Origin of the sequence: Nocardioides mangrovi, from assembly GCF_020073815.1 — a bacterium.
Lineage (GTDB): Bacteria > Actinomycetota > Actinomycetes > Propionibacteriales > Nocardioidaceae > Nocardioides > Nocardioides mangrovi.
Genome location: NZ_JAIQZJ010000007.1, coordinates 276,602 through 297,286 on the forward strand (window position 1 = coordinate 276,602; position 20,685 = coordinate 297,286).

General features: G+C 72.5%; 23 protein-coding genes. 13 read left to right on the forward strand and 10 right to left on the reverse strand.

What is annotated here, in order from left to right; translation table 11 throughout:
- Nucleotides 1-87 precede the first annotated feature (87 nt).
- Nucleotides 88-1,152 (forward strand): LacI family DNA-binding transcriptional regulator, encoded by a 1,065-nt coding sequence (locus K8U61_RS13880; protein WP_224123628.1) that lies wholly within the window; start codon nucleotides 88-90, stop codon nucleotides 1,150-1,152.
- Between the two features lie 79 nt (nucleotides 1,153-1,231).
- Here the strand turns inward: K8U61_RS13880 and K8U61_RS13885 are convergent, their stop codons facing one another.
- The 3 genes from K8U61_RS13885 to K8U61_RS13895 form a co-directional block, all read right to left on the reverse strand.
- Nucleotides 1,232-1,810 (reverse strand): class I SAM-dependent methyltransferase, encoded by a 579-nt coding sequence (locus K8U61_RS13885; protein ID WP_224123629.1) that lies wholly within the window; start codon nucleotides 1,808-1,810, stop codon nucleotides 1,232-1,234.
- 113 nt (nucleotides 1,811-1,923) lie between these two features.
- Nucleotides 1,924-2,562: a VOC family protein gene (locus tag K8U61_RS13890; protein WP_224123630.1), complete on the reverse strand. Its 639-nt coding sequence runs from the start codon at nucleotides 2,560-2,562 to the stop codon at nucleotides 1,924-1,926.
- 94 nt (nucleotides 2,563-2,656) lie between these two features.
- Complete coding sequence (locus tag K8U61_RS13895; RefSeq protein WP_224123631.1) at nucleotides 2,657-3,421, reverse strand: DUF3109 family protein; 765 nt, start codon at nucleotides 3,419-3,421, stop codon at nucleotides 2,657-2,659.
- 152 nt (nucleotides 3,422-3,573) lie between these two features.
- On the opposite strand from K8U61_RS13895, the gene K8U61_RS13900 reads away from it, so the two are divergent.
- The 6 genes from K8U61_RS13900 to proC all read left to right on the forward strand — a co-directional run bounded on the left by K8U61_RS13900 (nucleotide 3,574) and on the right by proC (nucleotide 8,659).
- The gene (locus K8U61_RS13900; RefSeq protein WP_224123632.1) at nucleotides 3,574-4,509 is read left to right on the forward strand and encodes a Ppx/GppA family phosphatase; all 936 of its coding nucleotides are present in this window, start codon (nucleotides 3,574-3,576) and stop codon (nucleotides 4,507-4,509) included.
- Nucleotides 4,509-5,300 (forward strand): sugar phosphate isomerase/epimerase family protein, encoded by a 792-nt coding sequence (locus K8U61_RS13905; RefSeq protein ID WP_224123633.1) that lies wholly within the window; start codon nucleotides 4,509-4,511, stop codon nucleotides 5,298-5,300. The genes K8U61_RS13900 and K8U61_RS13905 overlap by 1 nt, the downstream gene beginning before the upstream one ends.
- Before the next feature lie 125 nt (nucleotides 5,301-5,425).
- A complete protein-coding gene (locus K8U61_RS13910) occupies nucleotides 5,426-6,136 on the forward strand; it encodes an ABC transporter ATP-binding protein (RefSeq protein ID WP_224123634.1) in 711 nt (236 codons plus the stop codon).
- Nucleotides 6,133-6,864, forward strand: a complete 732-nt coding sequence (locus K8U61_RS13915) for an ABC transporter permease (RefSeq protein WP_224123635.1) — start codon at nucleotides 6,133-6,135, stop codon at nucleotides 6,862-6,864. The genes K8U61_RS13910 and K8U61_RS13915 overlap by 4 nt, the downstream gene beginning before the upstream one ends.
- A 45-nt stretch (nucleotides 6,865-6,909) precedes the next feature.
- Complete coding sequence (locus K8U61_RS13920) at nucleotides 6,910-7,845, forward strand: proline dehydrogenase family protein (protein ID WP_224123636.1); 936 nt, start codon at nucleotides 6,910-6,912, stop codon at nucleotides 7,843-7,845.
- 10 nt (nucleotides 7,846-7,855) lie between these two features.
- On the forward strand, nucleotides 7,856-8,659 hold the full coding sequence (proC, locus tag K8U61_RS13925) for a pyrroline-5-carboxylate reductase (RefSeq protein WP_224123637.1): 804 nt from the start codon (nucleotides 7,856-7,858) through the stop codon (nucleotides 8,657-8,659).
- A gap of 264 nt (nucleotides 8,660-8,923) precedes the next feature.
- Here proC and K8U61_RS13930 read toward each other — a convergent pair whose 3' ends face one another.
- The 4 genes from K8U61_RS13930 to trpS form a co-directional block, all read right to left on the reverse strand.
- Nucleotides 8,924-9,598, reverse strand: a complete 675-nt coding sequence (locus K8U61_RS13930; protein WP_224123638.1) for a TetR/AcrR family transcriptional regulator — start codon at nucleotides 9,596-9,598, stop codon at nucleotides 8,924-8,926.
- Nucleotides 9,564-10,010, reverse strand: coding sequence for a DCC1-like thiol-disulfide oxidoreductase family protein (locus tag K8U61_RS13935; protein ID WP_224123639.1), 447 nt, complete (start codon nucleotides 10,008-10,010; stop codon nucleotides 9,564-9,566). The genes K8U61_RS13930 and K8U61_RS13935 overlap by 35 nt, the downstream gene beginning before the upstream one ends.
- The gene (locus K8U61_RS13940) at nucleotides 10,007-10,423 is read right to left on the reverse strand and encodes a hypothetical protein (RefSeq protein ID WP_224123640.1); all 417 of its coding nucleotides are present in this window, start codon (nucleotides 10,421-10,423) and stop codon (nucleotides 10,007-10,009) included. Before K8U61_RS13940 ends, K8U61_RS13935 begins: the two co-directional genes overlap by 4 nt.
- Before the next feature lie 189 nt (nucleotides 10,424-10,612).
- A complete protein-coding gene (gene trpS / locus K8U61_RS13945; protein WP_224123641.1) occupies nucleotides 10,613-11,719 on the reverse strand; it encodes a tryptophan--tRNA ligase in 1,107 nt (368 codons plus the stop codon).
- 159 nt (nucleotides 11,720-11,878) lie between these two features.
- Between trpS and K8U61_RS13950 the strand changes: the two genes are divergently transcribed.
- The 5 genes from K8U61_RS13950 (at nucleotide 11,879) to K8U61_RS13970 (ending at nucleotide 15,979) form a co-directional block, all read left to right on the forward strand.
- Complete coding sequence (locus K8U61_RS13950; protein WP_224123642.1) at nucleotides 11,879-13,078, forward strand: acetoin utilization protein AcuC; 1,200 nt, start codon at nucleotides 11,879-11,881, stop codon at nucleotides 13,076-13,078.
- A 169-nt stretch (nucleotides 13,079-13,247) separates the two neighbouring features.
- Nucleotides 13,248-13,451: a helix-turn-helix domain-containing protein gene (locus K8U61_RS13955; RefSeq protein WP_224123643.1), complete on the forward strand. Its 204-nt coding sequence runs from the start codon at nucleotides 13,248-13,250 to the stop codon at nucleotides 13,449-13,451.
- Nucleotides 13,452-13,601: 150 nt separating this feature from the next.
- On the forward strand, nucleotides 13,602-13,703 hold the full coding sequence (locus tag K8U61_RS13960; RefSeq protein ID WP_008356322.1) for a 30S ribosomal protein bS22: 102 nt from the start codon (nucleotides 13,602-13,604) through the stop codon (nucleotides 13,701-13,703).
- Nucleotides 13,704-13,719: 16 nt separating this feature from the next.
- Nucleotides 13,720-14,772, forward strand: coding sequence for an NAD-dependent epimerase/dehydratase family protein (locus tag K8U61_RS13965; RefSeq protein ID WP_224123644.1), 1,053 nt, complete (start codon nucleotides 13,720-13,722; stop codon nucleotides 14,770-14,772).
- Nucleotides 14,765-15,979, forward strand: a complete 1,215-nt coding sequence (locus K8U61_RS13970) for a lysophospholipid acyltransferase family protein (RefSeq protein WP_224123645.1) — start codon at nucleotides 14,765-14,767, stop codon at nucleotides 15,977-15,979. The genes K8U61_RS13965 and K8U61_RS13970 overlap by 8 nt, the downstream gene beginning before the upstream one ends.
- A gap of 13 nt (nucleotides 15,980-15,992) precedes the next feature.
- On the opposite strand, the gene K8U61_RS13975 is transcribed toward K8U61_RS13970, so the two are convergent.
- The 3 genes from K8U61_RS13975 to K8U61_RS13985 all read right to left on the reverse strand — a co-directional run bounded on the left by K8U61_RS13975 (nucleotide 15,993) and on the right by K8U61_RS13985 (nucleotide 19,006).
- A complete protein-coding gene (locus K8U61_RS13975) occupies nucleotides 15,993-17,141 on the reverse strand; it encodes a DUF5667 domain-containing protein (RefSeq protein WP_224123646.1) in 1,149 nt (382 codons plus the stop codon).
- Between the two features lie 79 nt (nucleotides 17,142-17,220).
- Nucleotides 17,221-18,006 carry a sigma-70 family RNA polymerase sigma factor gene (locus K8U61_RS13980; protein WP_224123647.1) on the reverse strand — a complete coding sequence of 262 codons (786 nt, stop codon included), beginning with the start codon at nucleotides 18,004-18,006 and terminating at the stop codon, nucleotides 17,221-17,223.
- A 115-nt stretch (nucleotides 18,007-18,121) separates the two neighbouring features.
- Nucleotides 18,122-19,006 (reverse strand): HAD family hydrolase, encoded by an 885-nt coding sequence (locus tag K8U61_RS13985; RefSeq protein ID WP_224123648.1) that lies wholly within the window; start codon nucleotides 19,004-19,006, stop codon nucleotides 18,122-18,124.
- Nucleotides 19,007-19,071: 65 nt separating this feature from the next.
- Between K8U61_RS13985 and K8U61_RS13990 the strand changes: the two genes are divergently transcribed.
- Nucleotides 19,072-20,685 (forward strand): class I adenylate-forming enzyme family protein, encoded by a 1,614-nt coding sequence (locus tag K8U61_RS13990; RefSeq protein WP_224123649.1) that lies wholly within the window; start codon nucleotides 19,072-19,074, stop codon nucleotides 20,683-20,685.

Sequence of the window (20,685 nt, forward strand, 5' to 3'; positions counted from 1 at the left end):
CGCCGACATCCACCCGCGGCGGGGCCGTCCGTCCTCTATCGTGGTCTTGGATCGATCAAGACATTCCGCGCACGTCGAGGAGGTGGGGTGTCCCGAGACGTCACGCGCGCTGCCGCGCGCCTGCCCTCCCTGCCGGCTCGTCTGCCGGCGACCCCGCCGACCCTCGCCGACGTGGCCGAGCGGGCCGGGGTCTCGCGCCAGACGGTGTCCAACGCGATCAACAACCCCGACCTCCTGCGTCCCGACACGCTCGCGCGGGTGCAGGGCGCGATCGACGAGCTGGGCTACTCGCCCAACCGCGCCGCCCGCAACCTGCGCACCCGCTCCTCCCACCTCGTCGGCATGCGCATCGGCCCGGCCCAGGAGGGCACCGCCAACGCCACGATGGACCGCTTCGTCCACTCCCTCGTGGAGACGACGCGCGAGGCGGGCTACCACGTGCTGCTCTTCGCGGCCGAGCCCGACGACCCGATGACCGGGTACGACGACCTGCTCCGCTCGACCGCCGTCGACGCGTTCGTCATCACCGACACCTACCTCGGCAACCCCCAGGCCTCCTGGCTCGAGCAGCGGCGCGCACCGTTCGTGGCGTTCGGCCGGCCGTGGGACCAGCCCGAGGCGCGGCACCCGTGGGTCGACGTCGACGGTGCCGCCGGCACCGCCCTGGCCACCGACCACCTGCTCGACAAGGGCCACACCCGGGTCGCCTGGATCGGCTGGCGCAAGGACTCCCGGATCGGCGAGGACCGGCGTTCCGGCTGGCTCCGGGCGATGCACGGGCGGGGGCTGTCGACCACCGGCCTCGCGTCCCGCGTCGAGGACACCGTCGCCTCCGGACGCGACGCCAGCGCCCACCTGCTCGACGAGGCCCAGCCCTCGGCGTTCGTCTGCGCGTCCGACACCCTCGCCGTCGGCGTGCTGCGCACCCTCGCCGACCGCGGCCTGGTCGCGGGCCGGGACGTGGCCGTCGTCGGCTTCGACGACTCGCAGGTCGCGCCGCTCACCCAGCCCGGGCTCACCTCCGTTCGGCAGCCGCTCGAGGACGTCGCAGTCGAGGTCGTGAAGGCGTTGGAGGGCCTGCTCGGCCACCCGCCCGCGGTCGGACCGGGCGTGATGCTGACCCCGACGCTGACGGTGCGCGGCAGCTCCTAGCCGAAGCGCCCGCCGGTCGCCTCGTGGTGCCGCGTGCGCGGGTCAGACCACGCCCTGTGTCAGCCGGGCCGGCAGGACGTCAGAAGCCGCGCCACCACACGTTGACGGCGTAGTCGACCTCGGTGCCGGTGTGCTCGGCGAGCACGGCCTCGGCGGTCTCGGCGGTGAGCTCGATGCGCACCACCGCCTCGAGGTCCGCGCGCGACGGGAAGACCCAGCGCATGTCGACGGGGATCCGCGTCCACCCGCGCGTCGACCAGAACCGCTCAACGGTGGGGGGATCGACCTCCGGGTAGCCGCGGCGGAACCACGAGCCGAACGTCGAGCGGGTCGGGTCGTTGTCGATCACGTACGCCGTACCACCGCGCCGGACGACGCGGTCGAGCTCCGCCAGCCCGGGCTCGCAGCCGGGACCGAAGAAGTAGGCCCAGCGCGCGTGCACGACATCGACGGACGCGTCCGGCAGCGGCAGCGACTGCGCCGTGCCCTGGTGGACGGTCACGTTCGGCAGCCGCCGGGTGCGCCGGCGCGCCAGGGCCACGAGGTCGCCGTGCGGCTCGACCCCGACCACCGAGGCGGCCGTCGCCGCGAACCACGACAGGTGGAAGCCGGTCCCGCACCCGACGTCCAGCACGGCGCGGCCGTCCCAGGACGCCACCGACCGCAGCGCGGCCTCGATGGCGCCGTCCGGGTCGACCGCGCGGTTCTCGGTATCGTACGTCGCCGTGTGGTGCCAGATGTTGGGGCTCGGCCGAGCCCCGGGACTGATGGTCAGAGACGGACCAGGCCGTTGGGCGTCTGGAACTGCGCGGCCAGGATGCCGGGGGTGCCGTTGGGGGCGACCCACTCGACCTTCACGTCCTCCAGCGGGGCCTCGACCGGCTCGCCGAGCCACTCGCTCACGCGCAGCGGGTCGCCCGCGATCTCCAGGCAGGCCAGGGAGAAGTCGTCCGAGGCACCCTCGCTCGGGTGCATCTCGCGGGGGCTCTCCCACTCGATGAAGAAGGGCAGCTGCGGGTCGGCGATGAGGCCGTTGATGCCGATCTGCTTCCAGCGCAGCTCGGACCCGTCGGGACGGTGCCGGCTGCCGGTCGCGGCCTCGCGGCCGAGGCGCTGCTCGACGACCGAGATGTCCTTGACCGCGACGACCCAGCCGAGCCAGCCGCCACCGAGGGCCGAGCGGGCCCGCACGGCCTGGCCGAACGGTGCCTTGTCGGACGCCGGGTGGTCGAGCACCTCGACGATCTCGAGGTAGGTGTCACCGGCGAGCGGCAGGGTCATGTTGCGGGTGCCGAAACGGGGATGCACTCCGCCGTCGACGAATTCCTTGCCGAGCAGTCCCCCGAGTCGCTGGGCAGTGCTGGCGAGGCCATCCGGTCCTGCGGCGAAAGAGAGATGGTCCAGGCGCATGCAGAGATTCTGAACAATCACTGAGAGCCGCCGGACGCCGGGGTCCGGGTTTCTCGACGTCGAGAGTTTCTGGGGCGGCCTGTCGGGGCGTGCCTCAGCGCGGGTCGGCCGGGTGCAGCGCCAGCGCCGACCGGGAGCGCACGTGCGCGTCGCAGTGACGCACCAGCTCGTCGTACGCCGCCTTGCCCATGAGCTCGGTGAGCTCGGCCTCGTGGGTGACGTAGACGGGCTCGAGGGCGACGTGCGCCTCGGTGTTGCCCGAGCAGTACCAGTCGAGGTCGTGGCCGCCAGGGCCCCAGCCACGGCGGTCGTACTCGCCGATCGAGACCTCGGTGTACGACGTGCCGTCCTGTCGCTCGACGGTGCGGAAGGTGCGCCGGATCGGCAGCTGCCAGCACACGTCCGGCTTGGTCTCGACGGGGTTCTTGCCGATCACGTAGGCCAGGGCGTGCAGGGCGCAGCCCACGCCGTTCTTGAAGCCGGGACGGTTCTGGAAGACGCACGCCTGCTGCCCGTCGAGCACCGTGGTGCGCGTCTTGCGCTCGCCGTCCTCGTCGACCTCGATCCAGTCCTTCTTCTTCACCGGCCGGCCCTGCGGCTTCTGCTGCCACAGCTCCTCGTCGAGCATGTCGACGTAGGCCGCGACCCGCTTCTCGTCGGCCTTGTCGGCGAAGTGGGCGCCGAGGGTGCAGCAGCCCATGTCGGGGGCGTCGGCGTAGATGCCCTGGCAGCCCTCGCCGAAGATGCACTTGTACGACGACGTCAGCCAGGTGAGGTCGCAGCGCATCATCTCGGACTCGTCGGCCGGGTTGACGAACTCGACGTACGCGCGGGGGAAGACCAGGTCGACTTCGGGCACGTCCCCACACTACGGGGCCACCGACGCCGACCCGGTGAGAGGACGCGCGCTGCCTGGGCTGCTGGCGACCTGCCAAACGCCGAGCGCGGGCTCGGCTCCGGATCGGGTGCGAGACGGGGCCTCGTGGCGCAGGCCCTAGTAGCGTTGGTCCCATGCGCCTGGGCGTCCTCGACATCGGCTCCAACACCGGTCACCTGCTGGTCGTCGACGCCCACCGGGGCGCCGCACCGCTCCCGGCCTACTCCTACAAGGAGCCGCTGCGTCTCGCCGAGCACCTCGACGCCGCCGGTGCGGTCACGCAGGCGGGCATCGACGCGCTGGCCGCCTTCACCGCGCAGGCCCAGCGGGTCGCGGAGGACAAGGGCTGCGAGGACATGCTCGCGTTCGCGACCTCCGCGGTGCGCGACGCGGTCAACTCCGACGCCGTGCTGGCCGAGGTCGCCGAGCGCACCGGCCTGGCGATCCCGGTGCTGTCCGGCGAGGACGAGGCGCGGCTGACCTTCCTCGCCGTACGCCGGTGGTCCGGGTGGTCCGCGGGCCGGCTCTGGGTCTTCGACATCGGCGGCGGCTCGCTGGAGATCGCGGGCGGCGCCGACGAGGAGCCGGAGGTGGCGTGGTCGCTGCCGCTGGGCGCGGCCCGCCTGGCCCGTCAGCACCTCGGCGCCGCGCCCGTCGACGAGGACGCGCTGCGCTCGCTGCGCAAGCAGATCCGCGCCGACATCGCCCGCGACGCCGGGCGGCTGCTGCGTCACGGCGCGGCCGACCACGCGGCGGCGACCTCCAAGACGTTCCGCTCGCTCGCCCGGATCTGCGGCGCAGCCCCGTCGGGCGACGGCCCGCTCGTCCCGCGCGCGATGCCGCTGGTGGCGGTGTCGGAGTGGATCCCCAAGCTGGCGGCGATGACCCACGACGAGCTCGCCGCGCTCCCGGGCGTCTCGGCGAGCCGGGCCCACCAGATCCTGCCGGGTGCGCTGGTCGCCGAGGCGGCGATGGAGATCTTCGAGCTCGAGGCGCTGGAGATCTGCCCCTGGGCGCTCCGCGAGGGCGTGATCCTCGAGCGGCTCGACCAGATCACGATCGGCTCCTGATGGCCCCACGCATCGGCCTCTCGACCGTCTCGGTCTATCCCGAGTCGACGGCGCACGCCTTCTCCTGGGCGGCGACGGTGGGGTACGACGCGGTCGAGGTGATGGTCGGGATCGACGCGCTCAGCCAGCAGACCGCCGCCGTCAAGCAGCTCTCCGAGCACCACGAGCTGCCGATCGCCGCCGTCCACGCGCCCTGCCTGCTCTTCACCCAGCGGGTCTGGGGCACCGAGCCGTGGGGCAAGCTCGAACGCTCCGCCGAGATGGCCCACGCCGTCGGCGCCGAGGTGGTCGTCGTGCACCCGCCCTTCCGCTGGCAGAAGAGCTACGCCCGCGACTTCGTCGACGGGATCGCGGCGCTGGAGACCTCGACCGGCCTCGCGTTCGCCGTGGAGAACATGTATCCCTGGCGTGCCTCCAGCCGGCGCGAGATGGAGATGTACCTCCCCGGCTGGGACCCCTCGACCGAGCCCTACGCCAACACCACCATCGACCTCTCCCACGCCGCGATCGCGCAGAGCGACCCGGTCGCGATGGCCGAGCGGCTCGGCGACCGCCTGCGGCACATCCACCTCACCGACGGCACCGGCTCCGCCAAGGACGAGCACCTCGTGCCCGGGCGGGGGGAGATGGGCGCGGACCTCTTCCTCCAGCACCTCGCCCGCACCGGCTTCGACGGCGAGATCGTCCTGGAGATCAACACCCGCAAGGCCGCCGACCGCGCCGAGCGCGAGCGCGACCTGCGGGAGTCGCTCGACTTCGCCCGCGAGCACCTCGCCGTCCCCACGCCGTGACCGGACGCAGGATTCACCGGTGCACCGGTGAATCCTGCACTTCTCAGGCGTTGCAACCCCTGAGAAGTGCAGCGATCGCCTGAGAAGTACTGGCGGTCCCCGGGCTTCTGCGCCACATTCGTCGGGTGAGTGCCGCGGTCGAGATCCGGGACCTGCACGTCGTGCGGGGCGGCCGCACGGTGCTGGAGCACCTCGACGTCACGATCGGCGGCGGCGTGACCGGGCTCCTCGGCCCGAGCGGCTGCGGCAAGTCCACGCTGATGCGCTGCCTGGTCGGCGTCCAGCGCACCAGCGGCGGCAGCGTCACCGTCTTCGGTGACGCCGCGGGGAGCCGGGCGCTGCGCGACCGGATCGGCTACGTCACCCAGGCCGCGAGCGTGTACGACGACCTCACCCCCGTCGAGAACCTCTCCTTCTTCGCCCGCGTCCTCGGTGTCGACCGGTCGGAGGTGGACCGGGTCGTCGAGGCCGTCGACCTCGGTGACCACCGCGACCGGGTGGTCGGCCGGCTCAGCGGCGGCCAGCGCAGCCGAGCGAGCCTCGCGGTCGCGCTGCTGGGCAGCCCGGACCTGCTGGTGCTCGACGAGCCGACGGTCGGGCTCGACCCGGTGCTCCGCGAGGACCTCTGGTCGCTCTTCCACGAGCTCGCCGACCGCGGCACGGCGGTCTTCGTCTCCAGCCACGTGATGGACGAGGCCGAGCGCTGCGACCGGCTGCTGCTGATGCGCGAGGGCCGGATCATCGCCGACGGCTCGCCCGGCGAGATCAAGGAGAGGGCCGGCGCCGCCAGCGTCGAGGAGGCCTTCCTCGCGATCGTGCGGAGGGACGTCGCGTGACCCCGCGCATCACCGCCGCCGTGGCCGCCCGGGTGCTCCGGCAGATCCGCCGCGACCGCCGTACCCTCGCGCTCCTGCTCGTGCTGCCCTGCCTGCTCATCACGCTGCTGTGGTGGATGTTCCGGGACACCCCGGTCTTCGACCAGGTCGGGCCGGCGCTGCTCGCGATGTTCCCCTTCATCGTGATGTTCCTGGTCACCAGCGTCACCACGCTCCGTGAGCGCAGCAGCGGCACCCTCGAGCGCCTGCTCGCGATGCCGATGGGCAAGCTCGACTTCCTCGTCGGGTACGCCGTCGCCTTCGGGTTGGTCGCCGCCGTGCAGGCCGCGCTCGCCGTCGGCCTCAGCGTCGGCCTGCTCGACCTCGAGGTCATCGGACCGGTCTGGCTGCTGTTCGTGGTGGCGGTCGTCGACGCGGTCCTCGGCACCGCCCTCGGGCTCTTCGTCAGCGCGTTCGCGCAGACGGAGTTCCAGGCCGTCCAGTTCATGCCGGCGGTGGTGATCCCGCAGATCCTGCTGTGCGGCCTCTTCCTCCCGCGCGACCAGCTGCCCGACGCGCTGCACTGGATCAGCGACCTGCTGCCGCTCAGCTACGCCGTCGACGCGATGACCACGCTGACCACCTCCGCGGAGACCGGCGACGTGTGGGCCGACCTCGCCGTGGTGGCCGGCTTCGCGGTCGCCGGGCTGGCCGCCGGCGCGGCGACCCTGCGCCGACGTACCCCCTGAGGCGCGAAATCGGCATCCTCGGGCCGCCGTCGTAGCCTGAGGGACATGTCGCTCCTCCGTCAGCCGCTCCTCCTCCTCGCCCGCAGCGCCGCGGTCAAGAAGATGGTGAGCACCATGCCCGTCTCCGCCGGCATCGTCCGCAGCTACGTCCCCGGCGAGACCACCGAGTCCGCCGTCGAGGCGACGGCGGGTCTGGCCGACGACCGGCTCCTGGTGACGCTCGACTACCTCGGCGAGGACACCCTCGACGCCGACCAGGCGGACGCGACGGTCGCGGCGTACGTAGACCTCCTCCACCAGCTCTCCGCGCGCGGCCTGACCCGCAGCGCCGAGGTCTCGGTCAAGCTCAGCGCCGTCGGGCAGTTCCTGCCCGACAACGGCCACAAGATCGCGCTCGAGAACGCCCGCACCATCTGCCGGGCGGCTCGCAACGCCGGCACCACGGTGACCCTCGACATGGAGGACCACACCACCACCGACTCGACGCTCTCGATCCTGCGCGAGCTGCGCAAGGACTTCCCCGAGACCGGCGCCGTGCTCCAGGCGATGCTGCACCGCACCGAGGCCGACTGCCGCTCCCTGGCCCACGAGGGCTCGCGGGTGCGGCTGTGCAAGGGCGCCTACCTCGAGCCCGAGGACGTCGCCTTCCAGGACCGTCTCGAGATCGACCGGTCCTACGTGCGCTGCCTCAAGGTGCTGCTCGCCGGCGACGGCTACCCGATGATCGCCACCCACGACCCGCGGATGGTCGAGATCGCGACCTCCCTCGCGAGCCGCTATGGCCGGGTGCCGGGCAGCTACGAGTTCCAGATGCTCTACGGCATCCGGCCCGAGGAGCAGCGCCGGCTGGCCGAGCGCGGCGAGCGGATGCGCGTCTACGTGCCCTACGGCACCGAGTGGTACGGCTACCTGATGAGAAGGCTCGCCGAGCGTCCGCAGAACCTGTCATTCTTCGTCCGCTCGCTGATCTCCAAGAAGTAGGGGTACGACCATGGCCCAGACCGCGATCCTCGGCGCCGGAGTCATGGGGGAGACCCTGCTCTCGGGCCTGGTCCGTGCCGGCCGACGCGTCGACCACCTGCTCGTCGGGGAGAAGCGCGAGGAGCGTGCCCGCGAGCTCGAGGACCGGTACGGCGTGGCCGTGGTCGGCAACCGCGAGGCCGCCGAGAAGGCCGACACCATCGCCCTGGTCGTGAAGCCGCAGGACATGGGCGACGTGCTCGACGAGATCGCCCCGGCGCTGCGTCCCGGCCAGCTGCTGGTCTCGCTCGCCGCCGGCATCACCACCGCGTTCATCGAGTCCCGGGTCCCCGAGGGCGTCGCGGTCGTCCGGGTCATGCCCAACACGCCGGCTCTGGTCGACGAGGGCATGGCCGCCATCTCGCCGGGCTCGCACTGCTCCGACGAGCACCTCGCCGAGGCCGAGGCGCTGATGGCCTCGGTCGGCAAGGTGCTGCGCATCCCCGAGCGGCAGCAGGACGCCGTCACCGCGATCTCCGGCAGCGGGCCGGCGTACATCTTCTTCGTCGTCGAGTCCATGATCGAGGCCGGCGTGCACCTCGGCCTCCCGCGCTCGACCGCCACCGACCTCGTCGTCCAGACCGTGGTCGGCTCCGCCAAGATGCTCCGCGAGACCGGCACCCACCCGACCGTGCTCCGCGAGCAGGTCACCTCGCCCGCCGGCACCACCGCGGCCGCCCTGCGCGAGCTGGAGATCCACAAGGTCAGGGCTGCGTTCCTCGCGGCGATGGAGGCCGCCCGCGACCGCTCCCGCGCCCTTGCCGAAGGCTCCTGACGAGCACCACGTTTCCGGCCGCGCCGGCCGCGATGAAGGCCACGCCGACGACGTGCATCCAGGGCAGGAAGCTCGCCGCCGATCCGACACCCGGGACCTGCACGAGCAGCCCGTAGGCGACGTAGTAGCCGATCAGCCCGGCCACACCTCCGGGTACTGCCACTGCGACCGCCAGCAGGATCGGGGCGGGGGACCTGATCGCGAAGCCGTACGTCGCCAGGGCCGCCACGGTCCCGACGTACGTGACGGCGACCGCGCGGCCGATCACGACCGTAGTTCTCGCGTGAGCGAGACGACGTCGTCGACGACGCCCCGCACGACCGGGAGCCGCGAGAGCCGCACCAGCCGGTCGACGATCGGGACGACCCGCTTCACCAGCATCCGGCTCCGCTGCTGGTCCTCGCTGGCGTCGTACACCCAGAAGAGGACGATGCCCATCTGCAGCAGCCAGAGCAGGTCGGGCAGCTGGCCGCGCAGTGCCGGCGCGACCTTCGCGTCGGAGCCGTCGACGAGCGTCCGGAAGAGGCCGATGCTCGCGTCGCGGGCGGGGGCGGAGTCCGGGCTGAACGGCGACAAGGGGCTGGCCGGGTCGGCGGCGTTCTTGAAGAACTGGCCGGCGAACTCGTGATTGGGCTCCGCCACGTCGAGCCAGGCGAGCAGGACGCCCTCGAGCCGCGGCGCGAACGCCGTCGTCCGGTCGAGCACCACGGACGCGGCCTCGGCGTGCTCCGCCTGCATCTGGTCGTAGAACGCCTGGATCAGGTGTTCCTTGGACCCGAAGTAGTAGTAGGCGTTGCCGAGCGAGACGCCGGCCTCGGACGCGATCGCGCGCATCGTCGTCTTGTCGTAGCCCTTGGTCCGGAACAGCCGCATCGCCGATGCGGCGATCGACTGTCGGGTCTGCTCAGCCTTGGGGGAGCGGGCGGCAGGATCCGGCACATCCGTCAGCGTAGCCATCTGCATCGGCCTCCTCTCGGTCGAGCTCTCGGGCGAGCAGGTGCCGCAGGCCGGCCGCGCTGTACGCCGCGCCGCGGGCCAGCGGCAGCAGGGCCGGACGGCTGAGCCGGTCGGCGAGACCGCGGTAGGGCCGGGTCGCCCAGAGGCACATCACCCACGCGTGCTCGTGGGTCCAGACCGAGCCGTCGGAGCCGACCACGGTGATCTCCTCCTGGGTCCGCTCGTGGTCGAGGGTGGGGAAGCGTCGCCGGGCCTCCTCGGACCCCGCGGGCACCAGCTCGAGCGCGACCAGGAGCGGCTGCCGGCCCAGCCAGTCGGCGAAGTGCCGGCAGAGCGGGCAGCCCGGGTCGGTCAGGACGGTGAGCCGCAGCTCGGCCGCCGTCGCGGTGGTCATCCGGGGAAGGCCGGCTGGGTGGGCGGCAGGAAGGCCTGGGGTGGCACCGGTGCGACCCGGGTCTGCTCGAGCCGGCTGCGGCGCCGGATGGCGTTGAAGACGTAGACGTTGAAGAAGTGCAGGACGCCCAGCGCCAGCATCACCACGCCCACCTTGATGCTGAGCGTCTCGAAGAGCTCCCGCAGGTCGAGGACCGGGGTCGAGACGCGGAGGAAGAGCATCACGAAGCCGAGGTTGAGGAGGTAGAAGCCGACCACCAGGAGCTTGTTGACGGCGTGGGCGAGGGCGTCGTTGCCCGCGAAGACGTCCTCGAGGAAGACCCGCCCGTTGCGGGACAGGGTCGACGCCACCCAGATCGTGAGGGGGACGGTGACCAGCAGGTAGACGACGTAGGTGCCGACGGTCCAGTTCATGGGGACTCCCGTTGTTGAACGTGTTCAAAATTGATGACGACGCCAGCGTAGAACACTTTTTGAACATGTTCAATCCCTTCTTCTCCGGTGCCGGACGCTGCTGTAACGCCCGGTTACTCGTTGTTCCCACGGTGCTGAAGCACGGTGGGAACAGTGGGTAACCGGGCGTTACAGACCCGGACGTCCGGGTCAGAGACCCATCGCCGCCCGAGCCGCGGCGAGCACCGGGGCCGTGACCTCCCGGCACCGCTGGGCACCGGCGGCGTAGACGGTCTCGACGTGCACGAGGTCGGCGGCCAGCTCGGCGTACGCCTTCTGCACGGGCTCGAGCTCGGCGACCACGGCGTCGGTGACGGTGCGCTTGAGGGCGCCGTACGTCGTGAGTCCCGCGGCCGACCCGCCGCAGGCGGTCAGGATCTCGAGCAGGTTGGTGACGCCCGGCTTGGTGGGATCGGCGCGGACGGCGTCCGCGCCGGTGTCGGAGTCGGTCACCGCGCGCGCGATCTTGCGGCGTACGACGTCCGGCGGGTCGAGCAGGAAGACCGAGCCGGCCGCGTCCGCCGACTTGCTCATCTTCCGGGTCGGGTCGCTCAGGTCCATCACCCGTGCACCGGCGGCCGGGGTGACCACGGTCGGCACCGTGAAGACCGCCCCGTAGGTGTTGTTGAAGCGGACCGCGAGGTCGCGGGTCAGCTCGACGTGCTGGCGCTGGTCCGCGCCGACCGGCACCTCGGTCGGCCGGTAGAGCAGGATGTCCGCGGCCATCAGCACCGGGTAGGTGAAGAGCGAGACCCGGGTCGAGTCCACCCCGCGGCCCCGGGGCGGCCGGGCAGGCCCTCTCGCCTGCTGCGCGCCGCCCATCACGTCCCCTCCCTGCGTTGTCGTCGGTCGCCGGGACTCCGTCCCGCCTCCCTCCTCCGCCTTGGCAGGCGACGCGCTGGACGACGCTCGCGACGGCGTCGGACCTACTCGACCGCCCTTCTCCTTGAACTGGATCATCCGGTTCAGCTCGCCGGTGTACGCCGTGCACTCGAGCAGGTAGGCGAGCTCGGCGTGCGCCGGCACGCGGCTCTGGCGGAAGAGCGTGGCGCGGTCCAGTCCGACGGCGAGCAGCAGGGTCGCCATCTCGGTGGTGCGCTCGCGCAGCACCGCCGGGTCGTGGGTGGTCGTCATCGCGTGCAGGTCGGAGAGGCCGTAGTAGGCGTCCTCCTGGCGCGCGGCCATCGGGCGCAGCGCACCGAGCAGGTTGCCGAGCGTGAGGCGGCCCGACGGGGTGAGCAGGGAGAGAGTGGTCATGATCGTGCTCCTGGGGTGAGGGCCCACGGGTGCACGCATGCGAACGGCCGCCCGTGGGCGGCCGTGGATGTGCTCGAGGGGTGGGCCGCCGCTAGGCGGGCCACCACAGGACGACGGGGGTCATCAGCACGGGACAACCGTACCGGTACCGTGCCGGACATGCCCCCCTCGCCGGTCGACTGCCAGGGTCCGGCCGTCGTCGTCTTCGACCCGAGCCTCACGGAGTACGACTTCGGTCCCGAGCACCCGATGTCGCCGCTGCGGGTCGACCTGACGATGCGGCTCGCCGGAGATCTCGGCCTGATCGGCGACCGGCTGCGCACGGTCGCGGCGCCGATGGCGAGCGACGACCTGATCGCCACCGTCCACCAGGCCTCCCTCATGGAGGCGGTGATGAGGGCCGGCCGCGACCAGCGACTGATCGACCCGGCGCACGGCCTGGGCACGGACGACAACCCGGTCTTCCGCGACATGCACCACGCGACCGCCCACATCGTCGGCGCCACGGTCGAGGCCTTCCGGCAGGTCTCCAGCGGCGAGGCGCTCCACGCCGCCAACATCACCGGCGGGCTCCACCACGCGATGCCCGACCGGGCGAGCGGCTTCTGCATCTACAACGACGTCGCGATCGGCATCCGCACCCTCCTCGACCAGGGCGTCGATCGGGTCGCGTACGTCGACCTCGACGTCCACCACGGCGACGGGGTGGAGAAGGTCTTCTGGGACGACCCGCGGGTGCTGACGATCTCGCTGCACGAGACCGGGCAGATGCTCTTCCCCGGCACCGGCTTCCCGCACGACCTCGGCGGGCCCGAGGCACAGGGCTCCGCGGTCAACGTCGCGCTCCCGCCGGGCACCGGCGACGGCGGCTGGCTGCGTGCCTTCCACGCCGTGGTGCCGCCGCTGCTCCGAGAGTTCCGGCCCGAGGTGATCGTCAGCCAGCACGGCTGCGACACCCACCTCGAGGATCCGCTCGCCCACCTCATGCTCACCGTCGACGGCCAGCGGGCGGCGTACCTCGCCGTGCACGAGCTCGCTCACGAGCTCTGCGACGGCCGCTGGGTGGCGACCGGGGGAGGCGGCTACGCGCTGGTCGACGTGGTCCCGCGCGCCTGGACCCACCTGCTCGGCATCGTCGCCGGCCGGCCCGTCGACCCGCTCGCGGAGACGCCCGAGTCGTGGCGCGAGCACGTCCGGGGACGGCTCGGCCGGATCGCCCCGATGCGGCTGACCGACGGCCGCACCCCGGCGTACCGGGACTGGAGCGAGGGCTACGACCCCGACACCTGGCTGGACCGCGCGATCCACGCGACGCGGATGGAGGCCTTCCCGCTGCATGGACTAGACCCGTTGCCCTGACCGGGACGCACATCTGCGCAGGTCAAGCGGACACGCCGTGTCCCGTTCAGCAACTTTGGGTAACCTCTTCCCCATCAGTCACATCTGGCCCTATTCTCACGGATGCGCGACGCGTGCACTCACCGGTGGGGAAGCCGGTGGCGCGTCAGACAGAAAGAATCGGTGCGCGATGGCTACCAATTCCGGGGACATCTCCGAGTCCAAGCTGCTCACGGTTGCTGAGGTGGCGGCGATGATGCGGGTGTCCAAGATGACCGTCTACCGCCTCGTCCACGGCGGTGAGCTGCCGGCTCTCCGCGTGGGCCGCTCGTTCCGCGTCCTCGAGTCCGACGTCGACGAGTACCTCCGCAAGAGCTTCTACAGCGCCGGCTGAGCCGCCCGGCAGGTCCGGTAGCGTCCCGGACCGATCCCCGGCCGTCCGTTTCGACCGGGCCGATTCTGCCTGTCCGCCTGTGGCGGCTAGGCTGGCCCGGTCCCTCGGGCGGATCCGGGGGCGGCTGTACGGCTGTTGAAAGGTTTCCCTGTGGGTTCTGTCATCAAGAAGCGGCGCAAGCGCATGGCGAAGAAGAAGCACCGCAAGCTGCTGAAGAAGACGCGCGTCCAGCGCCGCAAGCTCGGCAAGTAAGGCCGCCTTCGGCTCCATGGGCAGCGCCGGCAGGGTCGTCCTGGTCACCGGGGTCTCTCGCGACCTCGGCCGGAAGTTCGCGCGCACTGCCGCCGCCGACCCCTCGGTCGCGCGGGTCATCGGCGTCGACGCGGTCCCGCCTCGCGGTGACATCGGCGACGTCTCGTTCGTGCGGGCCGACATCCGCAACCCGGTGATCGCCAAGATCATCGTCAAGGAGGACGTCGACACCGTCGTCCACATGAGCGTCATCGCCACCCCCGGCAGCGCCGGCGGGCGGACCACGATGAAGGAGCTCAACGTCATCGGGACGATGCAGCTCCTCGCCGCCTGCCAGAAGGCACCCGGCGTCGAGGCCCTGGTCGTGAAGTCGTCGACCACGGTGTACGGCGCGAGCAGTCGCGACCCCGCGATGTTCACCGAGGACATGGAGCCGCGCCGCGCCCCGCGCAGTGGCTACGCCAAGGACGTCGCCGAGGTCGAGAGCTACGTCCGTGGCTTCGCGCGCCGTCGGCCCGACGTCCGGGTGACGATGCTGCGCTGCGCCAACGTGATCGGCCCCGACGTCGCCAGCCCGCTCAGCTCCTACTTCCGGCTGCCGGTGATCCCGACCGTGCTCGGGCACGACCCGCGCCTGCAGTTCCTCCACGAGAGCGACCTCCTCGGCGTGCTCCGGCACGCGGTCGTCTCCGACGTCCCCGGCACCTTCAACGTCGCGGGCGACGGCCTGCTCATGCTCTCCCAGGCCGTGCGCCGCCTCCAGCGGCCGACCGTGCCGCTCCCGCCGTTCGCCATCGGCGGCGTCGCCTCGACCCTGCGCTCGGCCCGGGTCGCGGACTTCTCGCCCGAGCAGACCGCGTTCCTCACCTACGGACGCGGCGTCGACACCACCCGGATGCGCTCCGAGCTGGGCTTCGAGCCGGCCCACACGACGGCCTCGGCCTTCGCCGACTTCGGCTCGTCGCTGCGGCCGACCGGCGGCCACGCCGAGCGTGCCCTGGCGACGGTGGCCCGCCGGCTGCCCGATCCCGACCTGGTCCCCGTCGTGGGAGGAGTCGACCATGGGTGACGCCGAGATCATCCCGATCGGGACCCGCGGCCGCCCCGGCCGCGGCACCGGCACCGCGCCGTCCTCGGCCGCCCGCGGCCTGGCCACCCCGCGCGCCGCCGCCGAGCCCGCGCCCGCCAAGAAGGCGCCGGCCAAGAAGGCCGCAGCCACCAAGGCCGCACCCGCCAAGAAGGCGCCGGTGAAGAAGGCGCCGCCGAAGAAGGCCGCGCCGTCCGCCGAGGCACCCTCCGCCGGGGCGCCGTCCGCTGACGCCCCGGAGACACCGGTCGCTGAGCGGCCCGCCACCACGACCCGCGACCGGGCCCCGGGCAACGGCATCCCGGCCGCCGACTGGCTGGCGGCGGTCCAGGCCGCCGCCCGCGAGGTCTTCGGCGACGACTGGGAGCCCCAGCTGGCCCGGTTCCTCGCGTTCCTGCGCCGCCGCGTCACCGGCGACTACCTCATCGACGAGTACGGCTTCGACCAGGAGATCACCGAGCGCTTCTTCATGGCGACGCTGCGCCCGATCGCGCAGAAGTGGTTCCGCATCGAGGTCCGCGGCACCGAGAACATCCCCACCGAGGGCGGCGCCCTGGTGGTCTCCAACCACTCCGGCACGGTGCCGATCGACGGCCTGATGACGATGGTCTCGATCCACGACCACACCGGGCGCTTCCTGCGCCCGCTGGGTGCCGACCTCGTCTTCAAGCTGCCGTTCGTGAGCGCGATGGCCCGCCGCGGCGGGGCGACGCTCGCCTGCACCGAGGACGCCGAGCGGATGCTCCGCGGCGGCGAGCTCGTCGGTGTGTGGCCGGAGGGCTTCAAGGGCATCGGCAAGCCCTACTCCGAGCGCTACAAGCTGCAGCGCTTCGGTCGCGGCGGCTTCGTGCACGCCGCGCTGCGCACCGGCGTCCCGATCATCCCGCTCTCGGTCGTGGGGGCGGAGGAGATCTACCCCCTCGTCGGCAACATCCCGTCGCTGGCCCGGCTGCTCGGGCTGCCCTACATCCCGATCACGCCGTTCTTCCCGCTCCTCGGCCCGCTCGGCCTGGTCCCGCTGCCGTCCAAGTGGCTGCTGGAGTTCGGTGAGCCGATCCGCACCGACGAGCTCGACCCGGGCGCGGCGGACGACCCGATGCTGGTCTTCAACGTCACCGACCAGGTGCGCGAGACCATCCAGCAGACGCTCTACACGCTGCTGATGCAGCGTCAGTCGGTCTTCCGCTAGCGGGGACCGGGCGTCAGTTCTTGTCGGACGACTGACCGGTCAGCGAGTCGACCACGCCGCCCAGGAGCGCGCCGACGGCATCGCCGACGTCGCTGACGACCGGGATGCGCGGCGTCGAGGCCGACGAGTCCTTGCCGCCGGTCGCCCCGCCCGTCAGGCCGTTGGCCAGGCTGGTGAGCGGGTCGGTGACGGTCGAGGGGTCCGCGGTCGGGCTGGTGCCGGCGCTCGGGTCGCTCACGCTGCCGGGGCCCCCGAGGTCGGAGGACCCGACGTTCGGCAGCTTGGTCCCGTGCTGGTGGTGCTTGCCGCTGCCCTGGTGACGCTCGGCGACGACCTGGCTGGAGGCGATCGTCGGCGCGGCGACCTGCTCGCCGGCGAGTGCCGGCGACAGGGTCGCGAGCGGGGCCGCGTCGCACGCGCCGCACTGGCTCGCGGCGTCGGAGTCGATGCGGGTGAGCGTGGCCGCGGCGGCGAGCAGCTCGTCACGGGCGTCGTAGGGGATCATCGGCTCGAGGTCCTCGAGCTCGGTCAGGCTGGTCGCGGCGAACTCGCGCAGCGCGCGGATCGAGGAGTCGCGGCCGTGGTCCTCGTAGTCGGCGAGGAGCAGGTCGGCCGCCGCGGTCGCCTGGTCGGCGAAGGCGGTCAGCGACTCGGCCACCCGGCCCTCGTCGTCCTGGCGCTCGCTGAGCTGGCGCGCCTCGTCGAGCCGGCTCGAGGCGTTGCCGAGCATCGCGCTGCCCTTGGCGCCCTCGTCGAGGCTGACGGTGGTCTGCGCGGACTCGATGGCCCGCTTGATCGGGTAGAGCGACTCGCCCGGGAGCGCGGACTGGGAGGCGACGGCGACGGAGGTCGTCGCGCCGACGATCGCGATGCCGCCGACGAGGGCGGCGATCCGGCGCTCGCGGCGGGTGTGGCGCTGCGGCAGCTGGAGGCGGGAGACGTCGGCCGGGACCAGCGCGGTCTCGGCCTCGGCCATGAGCCGGGCGCGCAGGTCGGTGACGAACTCCGGTCGGGCGTGCACCTCCGGCATGGACCGCATCGCGGCCACCAGGGTGAGCAGGGCCTCGTCGCGGCTGGCCCCGTGCGCGCGGTCGGTCGAGCGGCCCTCGACCCGGGCGTCGAACTCGTCGGCGCGCCGTTGCGCCGTCATCCCCCATGTCATGCCCACTCCAACGACGTGTGCGGCGGCGGGGTTACGGCGCGGACGCCCTCGGCGTAAACGATTTCATGCCGGGTCGCCATCAGTCCCGCAGCCCTTCCGGCATCAGCTTCGCCAGGTTGCGTACGCCGCGCAGCTGCAGCTGCTTCACGGCGCCGTCGCTGCGGCCCAGGACGGCGGCCGTCTCGGCGATGCTCATGCCCTGGAGGAAGCGCATGACCAGGCAGTCGCGCTGCTCCGCGGGGAGCTCGGTGAGGGCCTGCATGAGGATCTCGTTGGTCAGGCCCGCGAGCACGCTCGCCTCGGGGCCGTCCTCGGTCGCGTCGTCGTGCAGCGACATGTCCTCGGTCGTCAGCTCGAGACGGGTCCGGCCGGCCTTGAAGTGGTCGGTCGCGAGGTTGCGGGCGATCGTCATCAGCCAGGCGCCGAAGTCCTTGCCCTGCCAGCGGAAGTTGCTCATGCTCCGCAGCGCCCGGAAGAAGGTCTCCGAGGTGAGGTCCTCGGCGAGGGTGCTGGACCGGGTCCGGTAGAAGAGGAAGCGGTAGACCGAGGACTGGTAGTGGTCGTAGAGCAGCCCGAAGGCCTCGGAGTCGCCCTGGCGGGCGAGCTCGACGAGCGCGATCAGGCGCGACCGCTCAGTCTCGTCCTCCTCGGAGGAGGCGGCGAGCTCGGCGTCGCCGTACCCGCCCGGGCCGCCTGTGGGGCCGGTGGAGCCGGTCCGGGGCCGGCTGCCCGTGACGGCCTCGGTCAGCAGCCAGCCGGGCGCGCCCGCGGGCTGCTGGGCCAGGAGCACCTCGGCGACGAGCGCGCGCAGCTGGTCGAGGCCGCGCGCGACGCGCGCTTCGAGGCCGTGACCTTGCTGCGGCATGGTGCCTGAACCCTCCCCGGATGTTGCTCAGTGACCCTTCCCACGCTCGTCCCATGCAAACACGAGTTACACCTGCTGGCCCAGACCGGTCGGTAAAAGGTCGCGGGGTGGACGGTCAGCGGCGCCGGCCGCGGAGCGCGACCCCGGCCGCGACGGTGCCGGTGACCGCGCCGGCGACGCCGCCGACCAGCACCCCGGCGCGCAGCGCCTTCCGCCCGGTGCGGTAGTCGCGGATCCGCCAGCCCTGCTCCCGGGCGTGGTGGCGCAGCCGGGCGTCCGGGTTGATCGCGCACGGGTCGCCGACGAGCTCGAGCATGGGCAGGTCGTTGTGCGAGTCGGAGTACGCCGAGCAGCGCCGCAGGTCGAGTCCCTCCCGGGCGGCCAGCGCCTTGACCGCCTCCGCCTTGGCCGGGCCGTGCAGCATCTCCCCGACCAGCCGGCCGGTGTAGACGCCGTCCACGTGCTCGGCGACGGTGCCCATCGCCCCGGTCAGGCCGAGCCGGCGCGCGATGATCTGGGCGATCTCGATCGGCGCCGCGGTGACCAGCCAGACCCGCTGGCCCTCGTCGAGGTGCAGCTGCGCCAGCGCGCGGGTGCCCGGCCAGATCCGGTCCGCCATCGCCTCGTCGAAGATCTCCTCGCCGAGCTCCTCGAGCTCGGCGACGGTGTGCCCGGCGATGAAGCCGAGCGCGGAGGCCCGGGCCTCGGCGACGTGCTCGGGATCCTCGACGCCGACCACCCGGAAGTAGGCCTGCTTCCAGGCGGCCCCGAGGATCTCCCGGGTCGTGAAGAACTTGCGTCGGTGCAGGCCCCGGGCGAGGTGGAAGATGCTGGCGCCCTGCATGACGGTGTTGTCGACGTCGAAGAAGGCCGCCGCGACCGGGTCGCTCGGCGGAGTCAGCGCCGACTCGACCTCCGCGGCAGCGGCCGCCGCCTCGCCCGCGAGGGTCGAGCGCTGCTGCAGGTTGCGCGGCCGAGGTCGCTTGTCGGGCGGCGTCACAGGGGCAGGGTAGCGGGGCGGGGGAACCGGGCGGGCCGGCCGCGAAGGTGTGGAAGTATCCCTCCATGCCGGGAGCGCATGGCAGGACGACGGACGTGGCCGACCTGGTCGCCGAGGCGGCGGCGGAGAGCCCCGATCGGCTGGCCGTCGTGGAGGCCGGCGGTCGCAGCCTGACCTGGGCGGAGCTCGAGGACGAGGTCGGCCGGATCGCGACGGGCCTCGGTGCCGCGGGTGTGGTCGGCGGGCACCGGGTGCTGCTCGCGCTCGGCAACCGCCTCGAGTTCGTCACGACCTACCTCGGCGTGCTCCGCGCGCAGGCGGTCGCCGTCCCGGTCAACCCGCGGGCGACTAGCGGCGAGCTGACCCGGATGATCGCCGACTCCGGCGCCCGGATGGTCGTCGCCGACCCGGACAGCGTGGTCGTCGTCCGCGCGGCGGTCGCCGCCGTACGCGCCGCCGTCGAGCAGGGGGAGGGCGACCTCGACCCCGCGCTCGTGGCGCGGGCCGTCGTGCCGCGCCTGGTCGTCGTCGGCGCCACCCTCCAGCCGGGGGAGCGCTCCTACGACCACCTGCGCGCCGACACCGCCCGCCCGGTCCCGCCGCTGCAGGACCCGGAGAAGCTCGCGGCCCTGCTCTACACGAGCGGTACGTCGGGCCTGCCCCGCGCGGCGATGCTCACCCACCGGGCGCTGCTCGCGAACATCGACCAGGTCGCGGAGGTCGAGCCGCCGATGATCCACGGCGACGACGTGGTGCTCGGCGTGCTGCCCCTCTTCCACGTCTACGGCCTCAACGCCGTGCTCGGCGGCGTGCTCCGGCACCGGGCGAAGCTGGTGCTGGTGGAGCGCTTCGACCCGCAGGAGACGCTGTCGATCATCGACGACGAGGCGTGCAGCGTGGTGCCGGTCGCGCCGCCGGTCTTCGCCTACTGGCTGCCGGTCGAGGACCTGGCCGACCACCTCGGTCCGGTCCGGCTGATCCTCTCCGGGTCGGCGCCGTTGGCACCCGAGATGGTCGAGCGCTTCACCGAGCTGACCCGGATCCCGGTCCACCAGGGCTACGGCCTGACCGAGGCGTCGCCGGTCGTCACCAGCACGTTGTGCAGCGAGGTCAACCAGGCCGGCTCGGTCGGGGCGGCCCTGCCCGGCATCGACCTCCGGCTCGTCGACGAGAGCGGCCGCGCCCCGGAGGGTGCCGACCCCGGGGAGATCCAGGTCCGCGGCGCCAACCTCTTCAGCGGCTACTGGCCCGACGGCGCCGGCGGCCCGGACGGCGAGGGCTGGTGGTCGACCGGCGACGTCGGCTACCTCGACGACAGCGGCGACCTCTTCCTCGTCGACCGGCTCAAGGAGCTGGTCATCGTGTCCGGCTTCAACGTCTACCCGGTCGAGGTCGAGGACGTCATCGAGGAGGTCGACGGCGTCTCCGACGCGGCCGTCATCGGTGTCGACGACGAGCGCACCGGCGAGGCGGTGGTGGCCTACGTCCGCGCCCCCGGCGCGGATCCGGCGGCGATCGAGGCCGCGGTGCGCGAGCACTGCGCCGTACGCCTCGCCCGGTTCAAGCAGCCGGCCCGCATCGAGGTCGTCGAGGAGCTGCCCCGGACCGTGACCGGCAAGGTCCAGAAGGGCCGGCTGCGCGGCATCGAGCGGCGCCGCAACCTGGGACTGCTGGAGTGA

Coding starts and splice junctions, on each gene's coding strand:
- K8U61_RS13890 (WP_224123630.1), bottom strand. CDS start 2,562: ATGCGCCTGGACCATCTCTCTTTCGCCGCAGGACCGGATGGCCTCGCC.
- K8U61_RS13900 (WP_224123632.1), top strand. CDS start 3,574: ATGCGCCTGGGCGTCCTCGACATCGGCTCCAACACCGGTCACCTGCTG.
- K8U61_RS13905 (WP_224123633.1), top strand. CDS start 4,509: ATGGCCCCACGCATCGGCCTCTCGACCGTCTCGGTCTATCCCGAGTCG.
- K8U61_RS13920 (WP_224123636.1), top strand. CDS start 6,910: ATGTCGCTCCTCCGTCAGCCGCTCCTCCTCCTCGCCCGCAGCGCCGCG.
- proC (WP_224123637.1), top strand. CDS start 7,856: ATGGCCCAGACCGCGATCCTCGGCGCCGGAGTCATGGGGGAGACCCTG.
- K8U61_RS13935 (WP_224123639.1), bottom strand. CDS start 10,010: ATGACCACCGCGACGGCGGCCGAGCTGCGGCTCACCGTCCTGACCGAC.
- K8U61_RS13940 (WP_224123640.1), bottom strand. CDS start 10,423: ATGAACTGGACCGTCGGCACCTACGTCGTCTACCTGCTGGTCACCGTC.
- trpS (WP_224123641.1), bottom strand. CDS start 11,719: ATGACCACTCTCTCCCTGCTCACCCCGTCGGGCCGCCTCACGCTCGGC.
- K8U61_RS13950 (WP_224123642.1), top strand. CDS start 11,879: ATGCCCCCCTCGCCGGTCGACTGCCAGGGTCCGGCCGTCGTCGTCTTC.
- K8U61_RS13955 (WP_224123643.1), top strand. CDS start 13,248: ATGGCTACCAATTCCGGGGACATCTCCGAGTCCAAGCTGCTCACGGTT.
- K8U61_RS13965 (WP_224123644.1), top strand. CDS start 13,720: ATGGGCAGCGCCGGCAGGGTCGTCCTGGTCACCGGGGTCTCTCGCGAC.
- K8U61_RS13970 (WP_224123645.1), top strand. CDS start 14,765: ATGGGTGACGCCGAGATCATCCCGATCGGGACCCGCGGCCGCCCCGGC.
- K8U61_RS13975 (WP_224123646.1), bottom strand. CDS start 17,141: ATGACATGGGGGATGACGGCGCAACGGCGCGCCGACGAGTTCGACGCC.
- K8U61_RS13980 (WP_224123647.1), bottom strand. CDS start 18,006: ATGCCGCAGCAAGGTCACGGCCTCGAAGCGCGCGTCGCGCGCGGCCTC.
- K8U61_RS13990 (WP_224123649.1), top strand. CDS start 19,072: ATGCCGGGAGCGCATGGCAGGACGACGGACGTGGCCGACCTGGTCGCC.